The 13,712-nt window shown below is 64.0% G+C and carries 14 protein-coding genes and 1 tRNA gene; 6 read left to right on the top strand and 9 right to left on the bottom strand.

From position 1 onward, the window contains the following. Nucleotides 1-268: 268 nt before the first annotated feature. From ASS64_RS16555 to sppA, 3 genes are all read right to left on the bottom strand, one after another. A complete protein-coding gene (locus ASS64_RS16555) occupies nucleotides 269-508 on the bottom strand; it encodes an AlpA family transcriptional regulator (protein WP_083508429.1) in 240 nt (79 codons plus the stop codon). Between the two features lie 281 nt (nucleotides 509-789). Beyond that, nucleotides 790-864 (bottom strand) — tRNA-Val (locus ASS64_RS15940). A gap of 77 nt (nucleotides 865-941) precedes the next feature. Beyond that, complete coding sequence (sppA, locus tag ASS64_RS15945; RefSeq protein ID WP_067696689.1) at nucleotides 942-2,822, bottom strand: signal peptide peptidase SppA; 1,881 nt, start codon at nucleotides 2,820-2,822, stop codon at nucleotides 942-944. 102 nt (nucleotides 2,823-2,924) lie between these two features. Here sppA and ASS64_RS15950 point away from each other — a divergent pair, with 102 nt between their 5' ends. Then, the gene (locus ASS64_RS15950) at nucleotides 2,925-3,950 is read left to right on the top strand and encodes an aspartate carbamoyltransferase catalytic subunit (RefSeq protein WP_067696692.1); all 1,026 of its coding nucleotides are present in this window, start codon (nucleotides 2,925-2,927) and stop codon (nucleotides 3,948-3,950) included. Continuing rightward, complete coding sequence (locus ASS64_RS15955; RefSeq protein WP_067696693.1) at nucleotides 3,947-5,176, top strand: dihydroorotase family protein; 1,230 nt, start codon at nucleotides 3,947-3,949, stop codon at nucleotides 5,174-5,176. Before ASS64_RS15950 ends, ASS64_RS15955 begins: the two co-directional genes overlap by 4 nt. Nucleotides 5,177-5,242: 66 nt before the next feature. Here ASS64_RS15955 and ASS64_RS15960 read toward each other — a convergent pair whose 3' ends face one another. Genes ASS64_RS15960 through ASS64_RS15970 form a run of 3 tightly spaced genes read right to left on the bottom strand, consistent with a single transcriptional unit; the run spans nucleotide 5,243 to nucleotide 7,847 of the window. Then, nucleotides 5,243-6,556, bottom strand: a complete 1,314-nt coding sequence (locus ASS64_RS15960) for an SPOR domain-containing protein (protein WP_067696695.1) — start codon at nucleotides 6,554-6,556, stop codon at nucleotides 5,243-5,245. Between the two features lie 37 nt (nucleotides 6,557-6,593). Continuing rightward, the gene (locus ASS64_RS15965) at nucleotides 6,594-7,106 is read right to left on the bottom strand and encodes a hypothetical protein (protein WP_067696696.1); all 513 of its coding nucleotides are present in this window, start codon (nucleotides 7,104-7,106) and stop codon (nucleotides 6,594-6,596) included. Nucleotides 7,107-7,130: 24 nt separating this feature from the next. Then, nucleotides 7,131-7,847: a ParA family protein gene (locus tag ASS64_RS15970; protein ID WP_067696699.1), complete on the bottom strand. Its 717-nt coding sequence runs from the start codon at nucleotides 7,845-7,847 to the stop codon at nucleotides 7,131-7,133. Nucleotides 7,848-8,079: 232 nt separating this feature from the next. On the opposite strand from ASS64_RS15970, the gene ASS64_RS15975 reads away from it, so the two are divergent. From ASS64_RS15975 to bfr, 4 genes are all read left to right on the top strand, one after another. Next, nucleotides 8,080-9,192: an SPOR domain-containing protein gene (locus ASS64_RS15975; protein ID WP_234002423.1), complete on the top strand. Its 1,113-nt coding sequence runs from the start codon at nucleotides 8,080-8,082 to the stop codon at nucleotides 9,190-9,192. 60 nt (nucleotides 9,193-9,252) lie between these two features. Beyond that, entirely contained in the window at nucleotides 9,253-10,542 is a 1,290-nt protein-coding gene (locus ASS64_RS15980) for a DUF418 domain-containing protein (RefSeq protein ID WP_067696705.1), read from the top strand. A 71-nt stretch (nucleotides 10,543-10,613) separates the two neighbouring features. Then, a complete protein-coding gene (locus ASS64_RS15985) occupies nucleotides 10,614-10,802 on the top strand; it encodes a bacterioferritin-associated ferredoxin (protein WP_067696708.1) in 189 nt (62 codons plus the stop codon). A gap of 126 nt (nucleotides 10,803-10,928) precedes the next feature. After that, nucleotides 10,929-11,420, top strand: coding sequence for a bacterioferritin (bfr, locus tag ASS64_RS15990; protein ID WP_067696711.1), 492 nt, complete (start codon nucleotides 10,929-10,931; stop codon nucleotides 11,418-11,420). Between the two features lie 6 nt (nucleotides 11,421-11,426). Here the strand turns inward: bfr and ASS64_RS15995 are convergent, their stop codons facing one another. The 3 genes from ASS64_RS15995 to der all read right to left on the bottom strand — a co-directional run bounded on the left by ASS64_RS15995 (nucleotide 11,427) and on the right by der (nucleotide 13,679). Beyond that, nucleotides 11,427-11,633, bottom strand: a complete 207-nt coding sequence (locus tag ASS64_RS15995; protein WP_067696713.1) for a hypothetical protein — start codon at nucleotides 11,631-11,633, stop codon at nucleotides 11,427-11,429. A 106-nt stretch (nucleotides 11,634-11,739) separates the two neighbouring features. Then, nucleotides 11,740-12,246: a DUF2721 domain-containing protein gene (locus ASS64_RS16000; protein ID WP_067696715.1), complete on the bottom strand. Its 507-nt coding sequence runs from the start codon at nucleotides 12,244-12,246 to the stop codon at nucleotides 11,740-11,742. Further along, entirely contained in the window at nucleotides 12,246-13,679 is a 1,434-nt protein-coding gene (gene der / locus ASS64_RS16005) for a ribosome biogenesis GTPase Der (RefSeq protein WP_067696718.1), read from the bottom strand. Before der ends, ASS64_RS16000 begins: the two co-directional genes overlap by 1 nt. Between the last annotated feature and the right edge of the window lie 33 nt (nucleotides 13,680-13,712).

Here is a 13,712-nt window from a genome sequence, read left to right on the forward strand (position 1 = left end):
ATTCATTACAACGAGAGCGACCGCACCGCGCGTTCTGGAATGCTCCCATAGTCATACTTACAAGCTCAGCGGGTGACACCAGCCCACTGGATCTGGGATTGCGGAAACTCCGGACCCGAGTGGTAAAAGGTTGGGTAGCGGTACCACGCGGCCAAAGGCTCTACTCGTAACTGTTAAAACTTCGAGCTCAGACAAGGATTGACGACGCTGCTTTTGCGCAATCAGACTTTCAAAATGGGAAGACTGACTTCACCGCGATCTAGCGCCATTACATCGCCTCTACAGATCTAATCCAGTCTTCGATCTCTGCCTCAACCCAGACGGCACACTTCAATCCTAACGAACGCGCACGCGGGAATCGCCCATCTCTCATCCGCTGGTAAATTGTGGACCGCTTCAATCCGACACGATTCATTACTTCAGGTAACCGGATTAAGCGATTGTGGGTGACTAAGGTTTGTTCATCATTTTGAATCTCCGACCGAGCATTTTTTGCGTAATTCGACATCTCTGCAATCCCTGGCTGGATTGAACGCCTCCCCAGGATGGTAGGCCCGCATATCGAATCGCAGCAAGTGTAGGAAAGCGAAAAGAACACATGGTGAACGGAGGCGCCAGAATCGTTGAACCCGAGGAAGGTTCATGAGGGAGTTTGCAGCTAAGCGCTCTGTTGAGTTGCCTGGGACTCAGCAGGAGTTGGCTTGCCACCCTATTGGAGGGGGGCTCGCCTAACGTTTTTCATACTTTTTTCATACTCGAACCATGATGTCGGCTAAGTGATTGAAATCATGGTGGGCGCGACAGGGATTGAACCTGTGACCCCACCCGTGTGAAGGGTGTGCTCTACCACTGAGCTACGCGCCCGCCCGGTGCCGCGGCTTGCAAGGCAGCCGCAGGGCAGGGCGCGCCTTTACTGTGCGAATCGCGACGTGGCAAGCGCCCTAGCCGAACAGCAGGGCGACGATCCGGGCCACCCAGCCATTCGGTGCGGGCATCTGCCCTCGGGAGGGCGTCGGCGAAGGGCAGGCGAGGCAATAGGCCTGCGCTCCCTTCGCGTCGAGCAAGCGCTCCGCATCCGACGCGATTTGCGCGACCACCGCAGACTGCCCGCGTGCCATATGCGCAATGACATCGCCGCCGGAACCGGCTTCCTCGCCATCGCCGATCAACCATTGGCGCAGCAGCGTATCGTAAGTCGACGGCTGGGTGCCAAGGTATTGGATGTGCCAATCGGTGCCCAGCCCGGCCTGTCCGGCGGTCCAGGCGAGTGCCTCTTCCATGCCGCCATATTCGTCGACCAGGCGCAGCTGGCGGGCGGTGCCACCATCCCAGACGCGGCCCTGCGCTACGGCATCGACCTGTGCGCGGGTCATGTCGCGCGCTGCGCCGACGCGCACGAGGAAATCCTCGTAACCGTCCTCGATGAAAGCCTGTACCAGCGCGTCGGTTTCCGGGGTCAAGCCACCGACGAGATCCGGCTGGCCCGACAGCGGCGTGGTGCGTACGCCATCGCTGGTCACGCCCACCATGGCGGCTGTCTGCTCGAACGTCGGAATGACTGCGAAAATGCCGATCGAACCAGTGATAGTCTCGGGCTCGGCGAAGATGCGGTCGGCGGGGGTGGACACCCAATAGCCGCCGCTTGCCGCGACATTGGCCATCGAGACCGCTACCGGGATATCGCGCGCCTTGTGCCGCAGGATCGCCTCTCGGATCAGCTCGCTCGCCAGAACCGAGCCGCCGGGAGAATCGACTCGCACGACCAGCCCCGCCAGGTCGTCGTCGAGCGCTTCGTCCAGCAATTCGGCAATGCGATCACCCCCGGCGACGCCCGGACCGGCATCGCCATCGACGATTTCGCCCGCCACGGTGATGACGCCGATCGGCTTGCCCGAGGTCGGAAGCGGCTTGTCTTCCAGCCAGGCGGCCAATTCGGTGTGCGGATAGGCGTTGGGGCCCTCGCTCCAATCGTCCTCGCCGACCAGCTCGACCACGCGCTTTTCGAAATCGGCACGGCTGCCCAGCTTGTCGACCAGCCCGGCTTGCAAGGCGGCGCTGGCAAGATCGCCGCGAGCAGCCGCAACCCACTCGACCGGTTGCGTGGTGACACGCTCGATATCCGCCGCGGGCCGGGCCTTCTTCAGGTTCGCGCGATACTCCTCCCAAAGCGTGTCGTAGAGCGCACGGGCGTTTTCGCGCGCGGCTTCGGACATGCCGCTGCGGCTGAAGGGTTCGACCGCGCTCTTGTATTCGCCGACCTTGTAGACGCGCGCATTGACCTGAAGCTTCTCGAGCAGGCCGGCATAATAGAGCCGCTCACCGCCAGGGCCTGTGACGACCGCGCCGCCCAGGGGATTGACCCAGACCTCGCTTGCATGCACGGCGAGCAGCATGCCATCGTCGGTATAGGCGGTGGCATAGGCAAGTACCGGCTTTTCGGCAGCCCGTACGCGGTCGAGCGCTTCGCCGATTTCCTGCATATGGACCTGCCCGCCGCCGAGAAAGCGATCGAGGTCGAGCACCACCGCGGAAATTCTCTCGTCCTTCGCCGCCTCGTCGAGCGCGTGGACGAGGTCGCGCGCCTGGTATTCGCCCATCGGCGTCTGCCGCGACAGCAGGGCCTCGATGGGATCGATCTCGGTACGCTCTTCGACTACGATGCCGTCGAGTTCGAGCAGCAGTGCCCCGTCGCGAACTGCCGCCGGGCTCGGCCGCGCGGTCAGCACGGCGAATAGCGCGGCAAAGAACAGCAGCATGAAGACGAGCACCAGCCCATCCTTGATGCCCACGAGCAGGCGCCACACTTTCCCGGCGAATTTCATGCGTCAAATCTCCTGTTGTTCCCGAGTTAGGGAAGCAAGCACCGCATTGCCACTGGAAAGCGCTTGAGCGCCTCATCCGGGTCGACTAAGGGCGTGGCCTCAATGACATCGACGGAATCCTCGCCCCATGCGGCCCGTTATCCGGCGGGTGCGCTCGCATTCCCGCACCGCGACCTGATCGGCATCGGCCAGCTCGAGCGGCATGAAATTCTCTTCCTGCTCGACGAAGCGGAGCGATGGGTCGCCCTGAATCGCCAGGCCGACAAGCATGAGAACCTGCTTTCCGGCCTTACGGTCATCAATGCCTTCTTCGAGAATTCGACGCGCACGCTGCTGAGTTTCGAGATCGCGGGCAAGCGGCTGGGCGCGGACGTGGTGAACATGCACGCCGCGCAATCGAGCGTGAAGAAGGGCGAGACGCTGATCGACACGGCGATCACGCTCAACGCCATGCGCGCCGATGCGATCGTCATCCGGCACGGGTCGAGCGGCGCGACGCAGCTGATCGCGGACAAGGTGGATTGCCCGGTGCTCAATGCGGGCGACGGCCAGCACGAGCACCCCACGCAGGCGTTGCTCGATGCGCTGGCGCTGCGTCATGCCCTGCGCGATCGCGGGCAAGCGGCCGAGGACTTTACCGGCCTCAAAATCGTGATCTGCGGCGACATCCTGCACAGCCGCGTCGCGCGTTCCAACCTGCTGTGCCTGCAGGCGCTCGGCGCTACCGTGCGTTTGTGTGCGCCGCCCGCGCTCATGCCTATTGGGATCGAAGCCATGGGCGCCGAGGTATTCCACGATTTCGACGCCGCGCTCGACGGCGCGGATGTGGTTATGATGCTGCGCTTGCAGACCGAGCGTATGAGCGGACAGTTCATCCCCTCGGCGCGCGAATATCACCACCTCTACGGCCTCACGAAAAAGCGACTGAACAGAGCGGCCGAGGATGCGCTCGTCATGCACCCCGGCCCGATGAATCGCGGAGTCGAGATCGACAGCGAAGTCGCCGACATGATCGACCGTTCCATTATTACGAGGCAGGTCGAGATGGGAGTGGCGATCCGCATGGTGGCACTCGATATCCTCACTCGCCGCGCCCGCGGTGTCGAGGGCTGGGGAGCAGCGGCATGAAGCAGCAGCGTCCCCTGGCGATTACCGGCGGAAGACTGATCACGCCCGACGGCCCGCGCGATGCGACATTGCGGCTGGTCGACGGGCGTATCGATGCTCTGGGGCAAGAACCGCGGGACGGCGATGACATCGTCGATGCCAAGGGCCACCTTGTCGCCCCGGGGCTCGTCGATCTCGGCGTATTCGCGATCGACAAACCTGCTTTCCATTTCGGCGGGATCACACGCGCGGCACTGATGCCCGACCAGTCGCCGCCTTTGGACCTGCCCAGTCGCGTGTCCTATATCGCTAAAAGCGGCAAACCCGATTTCTGGGTCCATCCGCTGGCTGCCGCATCGCGCGGTTTGCAAGGGCGCGAGATCGCCGAACTGGCCTTGATGCGCGAGGCCGGTGCGCGCGGGATCGCCACCGGGCGGCAATGGATTGCGGATTCGGGCGTCATGCTGCGTCTTTTGCAATATGCAGCGATGCTCGATCTTGTCGTCTTCGCCCATGCGGAGGACGCGACGCTGGTTGCCGGTGCGGTGGCGACCGCGGGCGAGATTGCTACGCGCAGGGGCCTGCCGAGTGCCCCGGCCCAAGCCGAGGCGATCGCGCTGACGCGCGATATCGCGCTTGCCGAAATGGCCGGGGCGCGCATTCACTTTCGCCAGGTAACGACGAGGGCGGGACTGGACATCGTCCGGAGCGCAAAAGCGCGCGGCGTGAAGGTGACCTGCGGTATTACCCCGGCGCATTTCATGCTGTCCGATCTCGCTACCGTCGATTTCCGCACCTTTGCGCGACTGTCTCCGCCGCTGCGCAGCGAGCCTGACCGGCAGGCAGTACGCGAGGCGATCGCCGATGGGACGATCGATGTCGTCGCCAGTGGCCACGATCCGCGCGGGCCGGAGGACAAGCGCTTGCCGTTCTCCGATGCCCAGCCGGGCATGGCAGGAGCGGAAACGCTGCTTGCCATGGTCCTGTCGCTGGTGCGCGACGAGCTGATCGACGTGCAGCGCGCCTTCGAACTGGTGGCGACGGCCCCGGCGCGCATTCTCGGAGTCGAGGCGGGTGCGATCGCCAGCGGCTTCGAAGCAGACATCGCCATCGTCGATCCCGACAAGCCCTGGGTCATCCAGAGCGCCAGGATGGAAGCGACTGCCGGCAATACGCCGTTCGACGGCCAGCCCACCCAGGGCCGCGTTACGATGCTCTACAAGGGCGGGATGCGCATCAACCCCTAGCGAAGCGAAAGACCCCACCCGGATCGTCCGGACGGGGTCGCTCGATGGTACGGTTGGGTGCGCCTGTTAGCGCGCTGCGACCCGTACGTCGTTTCTGACTACGTCGATGGCGCCCGGCAGCGGGCGCGACGAGGCATACGCGATGCAGCCGCCTCCCTTGCCCTTGACCGAGCGACACATCGATTGCGCGTCCGACTTGGCGTAGCCGGCTGCGGCCACACGGTAATAGATCTTGCCGTTGACGCGCGCCTTGGTGATCACGCGCTCGGCATCGCCGAGTTCGGGATACCGCTTCCGGAATGTCTTCCAGGCTTCGTGGGCGTCCGACATCGAAAAGAACGAGCCCAACTGGACATTGTAGTCGCCGCCGCGAGCGCGGTTGGCTGGCGTCGCCGCACCGACCACGCGCGGGGCAACCGGCTCGCGTGCCTTGGCGGGGGTTTCCTGGACCACTTCGTTCGACACGAAACGCACGCTGTCGGTGGCCGGGGCGATGCTCGCATCGGCCAGAGCCGCATCCGCGCTGTCATCTGCGGCGGGGGCAGTGGCCACGGGCGGGAGCTCCTGCGCCAGTGCGAAATCGGTCATCCGCGCCTCGGCGACCGGCGCAAGTTCGTCGATTTCCTGCGCGGCGAGCATATCGACGCTGGGATGGTTGGACAGGGCGAGCATCTGCGGCTGGCCCGGATCGACTTGCGGCATGACGCCGAGGAGGCTGGCTACGCGTCTGGTGAAAGCCTCCGGACGGATCATCGCCGCCCATTCGGCCATGCGATCTCCGACTTCGCCGGCCGGAACGTCTTCCGCCGCCATGACGCGCGCGGCACGCCAATTACCCGTCAGGGCGTAGGCATAAGCGAGATTCTGGCGGACTTTCGCGGTGTTCTGGCCTGCGCGAAGAGCATTGCTCAGGACATGGACGCCCCGGTCGGGGTGGCCGGCAAGGGCAATGGCGAGCCCGAAATCGGCCGGATCGAGCGCGGTCTCGAACTCTGCGAGCGTGCCCAGAGCGCCGGGTTGGTCGCCGATCGCGATCTGCGCAAGTGCATAGCTGATGACGGTTCGGGGCGCGGTATCGCCCAGTTCGATCGCTTCGGCGAAGGTCGTGGCGGCAGAAGCAAAGCGCCCATCCTCCAGATAGGCATTGCCCAGCAGCGTGCGCGTATAGGCATCCCGCGGGTTGGCGAGCACGGCTGCTTCGGCATGCTGCACGGCCTTAGACGCCTTGCCCTTGGCGAGCGCCTTCTCCGCATGCTCGGCCGAATAGGCATGGCTTGGCGCGACCTTGCCGGTGCACGCGGTAAGCGCGGTGGTCGCCAGCGCCGTGGTGACGGCGAGCTGGACGAACCGCTTGTTCCTTGCTTTCGTCTCGGTGCTCATTCTTACCCCCTTGAAGGCGATCCCACGTCGTTAAAGTCTAGTTCTTGCCGCGCTGGACCTGGGCAGCGAGGCTGGCGATTTCCGGCATTTCGGCGAGCAGCGCGTCCAGCGCGTCGGTCACCAATTGCTGTGCGCTGCGCCCGCGCACGGTACAGGCGAGGCGCAGCATAAGATGGCGTTCCTGATCGAGCCGCAGCGTGAAGGCTGCCCGCTTGCCCTGCGCGGCAGCGGGCTTGCGCGCCACCGGCTTCGACTGGGCGGGCTTTTCGAGTTGTGCCTGGATCTTGGTCAGAGATTCGCGCACCTGGTTGGGTGCAGCGGTCTCGTTGGCTGCGGATGGCGCGAGCGCCACGACTTTCTCCTCGGACGGCTTCGGCGATCCTTGCTCGTCGTCGCCCATGTCGTTCCAGCCGAGGTCCTCGAGATTGGCGGCCGCTTCCTTGCCATCGACCGGGCCGACGATACCCGACTGCGGGCGCATGGCAGGCTTCGCGCCGCCCTTGCGCGCGAGCAGGGTCGAGGAAAGCGAGGCGAAATTGGCGTCAGACATTCGGCAGTCTCCGCCCTTCCACTACTACTGCGCCACGCGGCGACCGAAGCCACCGGCGGGACGATGGACGCCCGGCATCGCGGATTGCGATTGGGGCGCGGCGAAGACCGTGCGACGGAAATTCTTTTCCAAACGGTCGGCGATATATTTCCACAGCGCGGTGACTTCGGCGGCGCTTCGGCTTTCGGGGTCGACTTCCATCACCGTGCGGCCATCGATCATCGAGGCGGCGAAATCGGTGCGATGGTGGAGCGTGATCGGGGCGACCGTGCCATGCTGAGACAGCGCGACTGCGGCTTCCGAGGTGATCTTGGCCTTCGGCGTCGCGGCGTTGACGACGAACACCAGCGGCTTTCCGGCCCTCTCGCACAAATCGACCGTGGCGCCGACGGCGCGCAAATCATGGGGGCTGGGGCGCGTGGGGACGACGATTAGCTCGGCAACCGAGATGACCGACTGGATCGCCATCGTGATGGCGGGCGGCGTATCGATGACGGCCAGCTTGAATCCTTGCTGGCGCAGTATGGCAAGGTCGGAGGCGAGGCGAGCGACGGTTGTCTGGGCGAAAGCGGGATACTCGTCCTCGCGCTCGTTCCACCAGTCGGCGAGCGAGCCCTGCGGATCGATGTCGATCAGGACGACCGGCCCCGCGCCGGCGCGCTGCGCCTGGACGGCCAGATGTCCCGAGAGCGTGGTCTTGCCCGATCCACCCTTCTGCGATGCCAATGCCAGTACACGCAAGACTTGGTCCCCCTGGTTTGCGCCGGAGTCGATTTCATCTTCGCCGCAAGCGAATGCAGCGATCTTGCCATGGCAATCGCAGACTACCCCTAATTTAGGGTTAATCCGCGGCGGCTCCGGGACGGTGTGAATCGGGCCGGAACGGCAGCAACACTTTGCTAACGACCGATTTACTATAGGATGCACCCAATCCGGCGCGCTCCGGCGTGCCGCTGCACGGGAAGGAATGGCAATGCGACTATGGGCGAAAGCGGCATGGATGGCGGGCGCGATGGCGTCACTGTGCCTTGTCTCGTCGCCGGCGCGGGCCGACGTCAAGGCAGGGGTGGATGCCTGGACAAGCGGCGATTTCGCGACCGCGGTGCGCGAATGGGCAGGGCCTGCCGCGCAAGGCGATCCCGACGCGCAGTTCAACATGGCGCAGGCCTATCGTCTCGGGCGCGGGGTCGATACGGATCTCGAACAGGCCGAAGCACTTTATGCCAGGGCAGCGGCACAGGGGCACGTCAAGGCGGCCGACAATTACGGATTGCTGCTGTTCCAGCGCGGCGCGCGCGAGGAAGCCATGCCTTATGTTGCGGCAGCCGCCACGCGCGGCGATCCGCGGGCGCAGTATCTTCTCGGCATCGCGCATTTCAATGGCGATCTCGTGGAGAAGGACTGGCGACGGGCCTATGCCTTGCTGACACTGGCCAATTCGGCGGGCCTGCCGCAGGCCCGCGGCGCGCTGGCACAGATGGACCAATATATTTCCCTCGAGGATCGTCAGGCGGCCCAGCCGCTTGCCGCATCGCTCAAATCGGAAGCCGAAGCCGCGCGCGCGCGCCAGCTTGCCGCGGTCGACCTTGCGCTGGGCACCGACGCGCCGGCGGGGCCCGTGGTCACTGCGCCGCAGCAGCCGCCCGTGGCGCGGCCTGCGGGAACGCCGCGTGTATCCGGCAATGCACCGCCTGCGAGCACTGCGGGGGCGGACTTCACCATCCCTACCCCTACGCCTGCCCCGACGGTCGTAGCGCGGCGTGAGGAGGAGGCGCTTTCGCGCGCGGCGGTGGCGGTTTCGAATTCGCCGCCCGCCGTCAGCGCTGCGCCCGCACCGGCAACGCGCGTTGCTGCTTCGACGGGACCGTGGAAGGTCCAGCTTGGCGCCTTCGGTATTGCCGGCAATGCCCAGCGGCTGTGGAGCCGGCTGGAGGATCGAGCCGAGATCGCCGGACGTACGCGCCTGCTGGTTCCGGCGGGCAGGCTGACGAAGCTGCTTGCGGGCGGCTATGCCACGCGCGACGAGGCCAGCGCGGCCTGCGCTTCGCTCAAGCGCAGTGGCCAGGAATGCATCGTGACTCGTTAGGCCAAGTCACTTGGCAATGTGACTGGCTGTGCTAGTGCGGCGATACGCAGGGAGGTCCGCATGAGCGCTGAAGCCACGATCACGCCCGATATGAAGGATACCAAACCCGCTGCGCCGATTGCGGCATCGGGCACCGGTCGGATTGGCAGCCTCGATTTTATCCGCGGGCTCGCCGTCATGGGTATCCTGGCAGCGAATATCGTGGCCTTCGGGCAGCCGATGACGGCTTACATGTATCCCGATGCCTTCACCGTCCCGCACAGCGAGGCGGAAGACTGGATGTGGGTCGCGCAATTCGTCCTGATCGACGGGAAAATGCGGGGGCTCTTCTCACTGTTGTTCGGCGCGGGGATGTATCTGTTCCTCGAGAAAGCCTGGGCGCGCGGGCAGGGCCGCTGGCTTCAGGCGCAGCGCCTGTTCTGGCTCGGCCTGTTCGGCCTGTTGCACTATTTCTTCATCTGGCGCGGCGATATCCTGTTTCTTTATGGGTGCGCCGGACTGGCGGCACTGCTGTTCGTCGGGCTGTCCCGGCGCAAGCAGCTTGTCATCGGCTTGCTCGGTTATCTCGGCGGTGTCTTGCTTTATGGCGGATTCGTCGGATTGCTTCCAGCTGTTGCGGATACCGAACTCGGAGAGCGTGCTGGCTATGCGCAAATGGCCGAGGATCTGGAGACCGAGAAACAAGCCGACCTCGCCGATGGGGCACTGGAAACGGAGCTGATCTCGAGTGGAGACTACGCTGGCTGGGTATCGCACAATTTTTCCGCACACGCCGGCGATTTGCCGTTTTTTCTTTTTCTCTTCTGGTTCGAGACCTTGCCACTGATGCTGATCGGCATGGCTGCCTATCGCTATGGCCTGTTCGATGGCGGCGTCGATCCCGGACGCCAGCGCAGATGGGGTTGGGGGCTGCTGGTGATCGGTACGGCCCTGACGGTTCCGGTGGCCCTGTGGGCCAAGGATGGCGGGCTGACCTATTACGGCACGCTGGCGGCCATGGTCGGCTATTCGATGCTGCCGCGCGGGCTCGTGATCCTCGGCCTCGTCGCGCTGCTGGCCCTGTGGGGGCAGAGCGCCGGCGGCTGGCTGGCCGAGCGCATCGCCGCCGCAGGTCGCGCAGCCTTTACCAATTACCTGGGCACGTCGGTCGTGATGTTGTTGGTATTCCATGGCTGGGCGGGCGGATTGTTCGGCGAATTGGGCCGTAGCGAGCTGTATCTCGTCATGCTGGCCACCTGGGTGTTGATGCTGCTGTGGTCCAAGCCCTGGCTGGAACGTTATCGATTCGGCCCGCTGGAGTGGCTTTGGCGCTGCCTCACTTACAGAAAGCTTTTCGCGCTGAGGCGATGACATTCGGGGCTTGCTATTGAGAACGACTCTCACTAAACCTGCACTTGCGAATCGGTCGCAGGAGTTTTCGAGTGTACGTTTGTATCTGCAACGCCATCAGGGAAACCGAGCTGCGCCGCGCCGCGCGCCACGTTTCGGGCGACGCGCAGGCGTGCTACGCGGCGCTGGGCAAGCCAGCCTGCTGCGGAACCTGCCTCGACGAGGCCGACGGCATCCTGCAGGAAGAGCGCGAGCTCGGTTTCGTCCCCGCCGCGGCCTGAGCGGTCGCTAACGCAAATCGCTCGCAACTGGCGGATTTCCGCCATTTTTTACCGTCTTGACCCTTGCCAAGCAGCCGCTTGAGGGCGCATAGGGGCGCCCTGTTCAGCAGCCAAGGAGTCAGGGCCGTGAAAGGCGATCAAAAGGTCATCGAGTTCCTCAACAAGGCGCTCACCAACGAACTGACCGCGATCAACCAGTACTGGCTTCACTACCGCGTGCTGGCCGATTGGGGCGTGACCAAGCTCGCCGAATACGAACGCCACGAATCGATCGACGAGATGAAGCATGCCGATGTGCTCGCCGAGCGCATCCTGTTTCTCAATGGCCTCCCCAACTTCCAGGCGATCCACAAGCTCAAGGTCGGGGAAACGGTCGAGGAAATCCTCAAGGCCGACCTCGCGGTGGAAATGGAAGCCATCCCGCTGCTCAAGGACGCCATCGCCTATTGCGAAGAAGTGCGCGATTATACCACGCGCGAAATCTTCGAACGCATCCTCGAGAGCGAGGAAGAGCATGTCGACTTCCTCGAAACGCAATTCGACATGATCGCGCGCATGGGACTGGAAAACTACGTCCAGCTCAACAGCAAGCCTGCCGGCGAGGGCGAGGACGGCTGACCTTTCTCAGTTCACGCGCCAGAATGTCGCGTGGACACCGCCATGTTTGGAGAGGCGGGCGAGGCGTTGCTCGCCGTCCCAGATTTCCGCATCGCCCCTGCCGACATTTATATCGGCGATGGTCAATGCCGTGGCGATGTCGAGAGCTTCCAGCGCGAAGGGCTTGTCATTTTGCCCTGCCTGTTTGTGAATCGAAACGCGGAGTTTGTTCATCTCTCATCTCCTTGCCCCGAAAGCGGCTTATGACAGAGTTAGATGAACCGCAGCCGACACGATCGTGGCATTCGTCGCGCAAATGACTTCATGTGTCGCTGCAGGGCTAGTCGCCCTGGGAATTCGCCGCATTGCGGCGTTCGCGCATGCGCTCGCGATTGCGTCGGGCGGCGGTGCGCGTTTCCCTCAGGAATGATCCAAGGCCCGCCACCAGCAAGCCCATGCTGATTACCCAGGTCGCGGCCACCAGCGTCCCGAGCGGTGTGGTCACGAAGGCACTGACGAACAGCAGGACGATTACCACACTGATGGCCAGCGCCGAGGCGGTGCTGAACATTACCGCCCGCTGAGCGTGGATGCGGCGCATTTCGAGTGCCGGCAGTTCGGCGCGCAGTGCATCGACGTCGCCCTCCTCGCCGGCATTGAGGATGCGTTCGATCTTGTTGGCCACCCAGATCAACCGATTGGTCATTACGTTCATAACGGCACCGATGCCCGCGAGCAGGAAGGCTGGAGCAAGGCTGAGCTGGACGACTTGTTGAACGCGAAGGGTCGAACTGGTGCGTTCGATGATCTCGATCCCGGGAAGAGGGGCCAGGATATCGAGCAGCATCACCGTTCCCCGCTGTAATTGCCGCCACCGCCCTTATTGGCATTGTAGGGGTTTTTCGGGCTCTTGAGCACCACGCGAACGGGCACCGCTTCAAAGCCCAGCTTGTCGCGAATACCGTTGACCAGATAGCGCTCGTAACTCTTGGGCAGCATATCGAGCCGCGTGCCGAAAACCACGAAACGCGGCGGGCGGATGCTGGCTTGGGTGATATACCGCAGCTTGATCCGACGGCCGCCGGGAGCGGGGGGCGGATTGGCCTCTAGCGCATCGTCGAACCACCGGTTTAGCGCGGCGGTGGGCACGCGGCGGCTCCATGCCTCGCGCAGCTCGAAGGCGGCGCCGAGCATCTGGTCGAGGCCTTTGCCGGTTTTGGCACTGACCGCGAACAGCGGCACGCCGCGGACCTGCGCGAGGCCTTCGTTCAACGCATTGCGGATGCCGTTGAACAAGGCGCTTGCTCCTTCGGCGACGTCCCATTTGTTGATCGCGATCATCAAAGCGCGGCCTTCTTCGAGCACCATATTGGCGATCTTGAGATCCTGCGATTCGAGCCCGCGCGTCGCATCGAGCAACAGTACGACGACCTCTGCAAAGTCGACCGCGCGCCGCGCATCGGCGACCGATAGACGTTCCAGCTTGTCGGTGACCTGCGCCTTCTTGCGCATGCCGGCGGTGTCGATCAGCCTGATCTCGCGCGTCTCACCGCTCTTGGGATCTCTCCATTCCCAGTCGACCGCGATCGAGTCGCGCGTGATCCCGGCTTCCGGTCCCGTAAGCAGGCGGTCTTCGCCCACCAGGCGGTTGATCAGCGTCGACTTGCCGGCATTGGGCCGGCCGACGATGGCCAGTTTGAGCGGGCCTGCCAACAGCGCTTCCTCGTCCTCCTCGTCGATGTCGGCCTCGATCTCAGCGGCTTCCGCCTTGGCGCCGATGATCGGCCACAGATTGTGGAAGAGGTCGGCGATGCCTTCGCCATGTTCGGCGCTGATGGCAGCCGGTTCTCCGAAACCGAGCGAGAAGCTTTCGAGTATGCCGGCATCGCCCTGCGTGCCCTCGGCCTTGTTGGCGACGAGAACGACCGGGACTTCCTGTTCGCGCAACCAACGCGCGATTTCCTCGTCGAGGGGGGTCAGGCCAACGCGCGAATCGAATACGAATAGCGCGGCGTCCGCGTCTTCCAGGCTGACTTCGGTCTGCCTGCGCATGCGCCCCGGGAGGGATTGGGCATCCTCGTCTTCCCAGCCCGCGGTATCGACGATCTGAAATTCGAGCCCGGCAATCTCGGCATCGCCGAAGCGGCGGTCGCGCGTGACGCCGGGCTGGTCGTCGACCAAAGCCAGGCGCTTGCCCACGAGACGATTGAACAGCGTCGACTTTCCGACGTTCGGTCGGCCGATGATGATTACCGTGGGTTTGGAGGAGGAGGGCACCATGATGGCGCGGCAAGTGGCGCTTTGCGAGCCGCT

Source organism: Erythrobacter sp. AP23 (assembly GCF_001542855.1).
Lineage (GTDB): Bacteria > Pseudomonadota > Alphaproteobacteria > Sphingomonadales > Sphingomonadaceae > Qipengyuania.

Bases quoted from the DNA above. Each gene is read 5' to 3' on its own strand.
- ASS64_RS16555 (WP_083508429.1), bottom strand. From the start codon at position 508: ATGTCGAATTACGCAAAAAATGCTCGGTCGGAGATTCAAAATGATGAA.
- sppA (WP_067696689.1), bottom strand. From the start codon at position 2,822: ATGAAATTCGCCGGGAAAGTGTGGCGCCTGCTCGTGGGCATCAAGGAT.
- ASS64_RS15950 (WP_067696692.1), top strand. From the start codon at position 2,925: ATGACATCGACGGAATCCTCGCCCCATGCGGCCCGTTATCCGGCGGGT.
- ASS64_RS15955 (WP_067696693.1), top strand. From the start codon at position 3,947: ATGAAGCAGCAGCGTCCCCTGGCGATTACCGGCGGAAGACTGATCACG.
- ASS64_RS15960 (WP_067696695.1), bottom strand. From the start codon at position 6,556: ATGAGCACCGAGACGAAAGCAAGGAACAAGCGGTTCGTCCAGCTCGCC.
- ASS64_RS15965 (WP_067696696.1), bottom strand. From the start codon at position 7,106: ATGTCTGACGCCAATTTCGCCTCGCTTTCCTCGACCCTGCTCGCGCGC.
- ASS64_RS15975 (WP_234002423.1), top strand. From the start codon at position 8,080: ATGCGACTATGGGCGAAAGCGGCATGGATGGCGGGCGCGATGGCGTCA.
- ASS64_RS15980 (WP_067696705.1), top strand. From the start codon at position 9,253: ATGAGCGCTGAAGCCACGATCACGCCCGATATGAAGGATACCAAACCC.
- ASS64_RS15995 (WP_067696713.1), bottom strand. From the start codon at position 11,633: ATGAACAAACTCCGCGTTTCGATTCACAAACAGGCAGGGCAAAATGAC.
- ASS64_RS16000 (WP_067696715.1), bottom strand. From the start codon at position 12,246: ATGCTGCTCGATATCCTGGCCCCTCTTCCCGGGATCGAGATCATCGAA.
- der (WP_067696718.1), bottom strand. From the start codon at position 13,679: ATGGTGCCCTCCTCCTCCAAACCCACGGTAATCATCATCGGCCGACCG.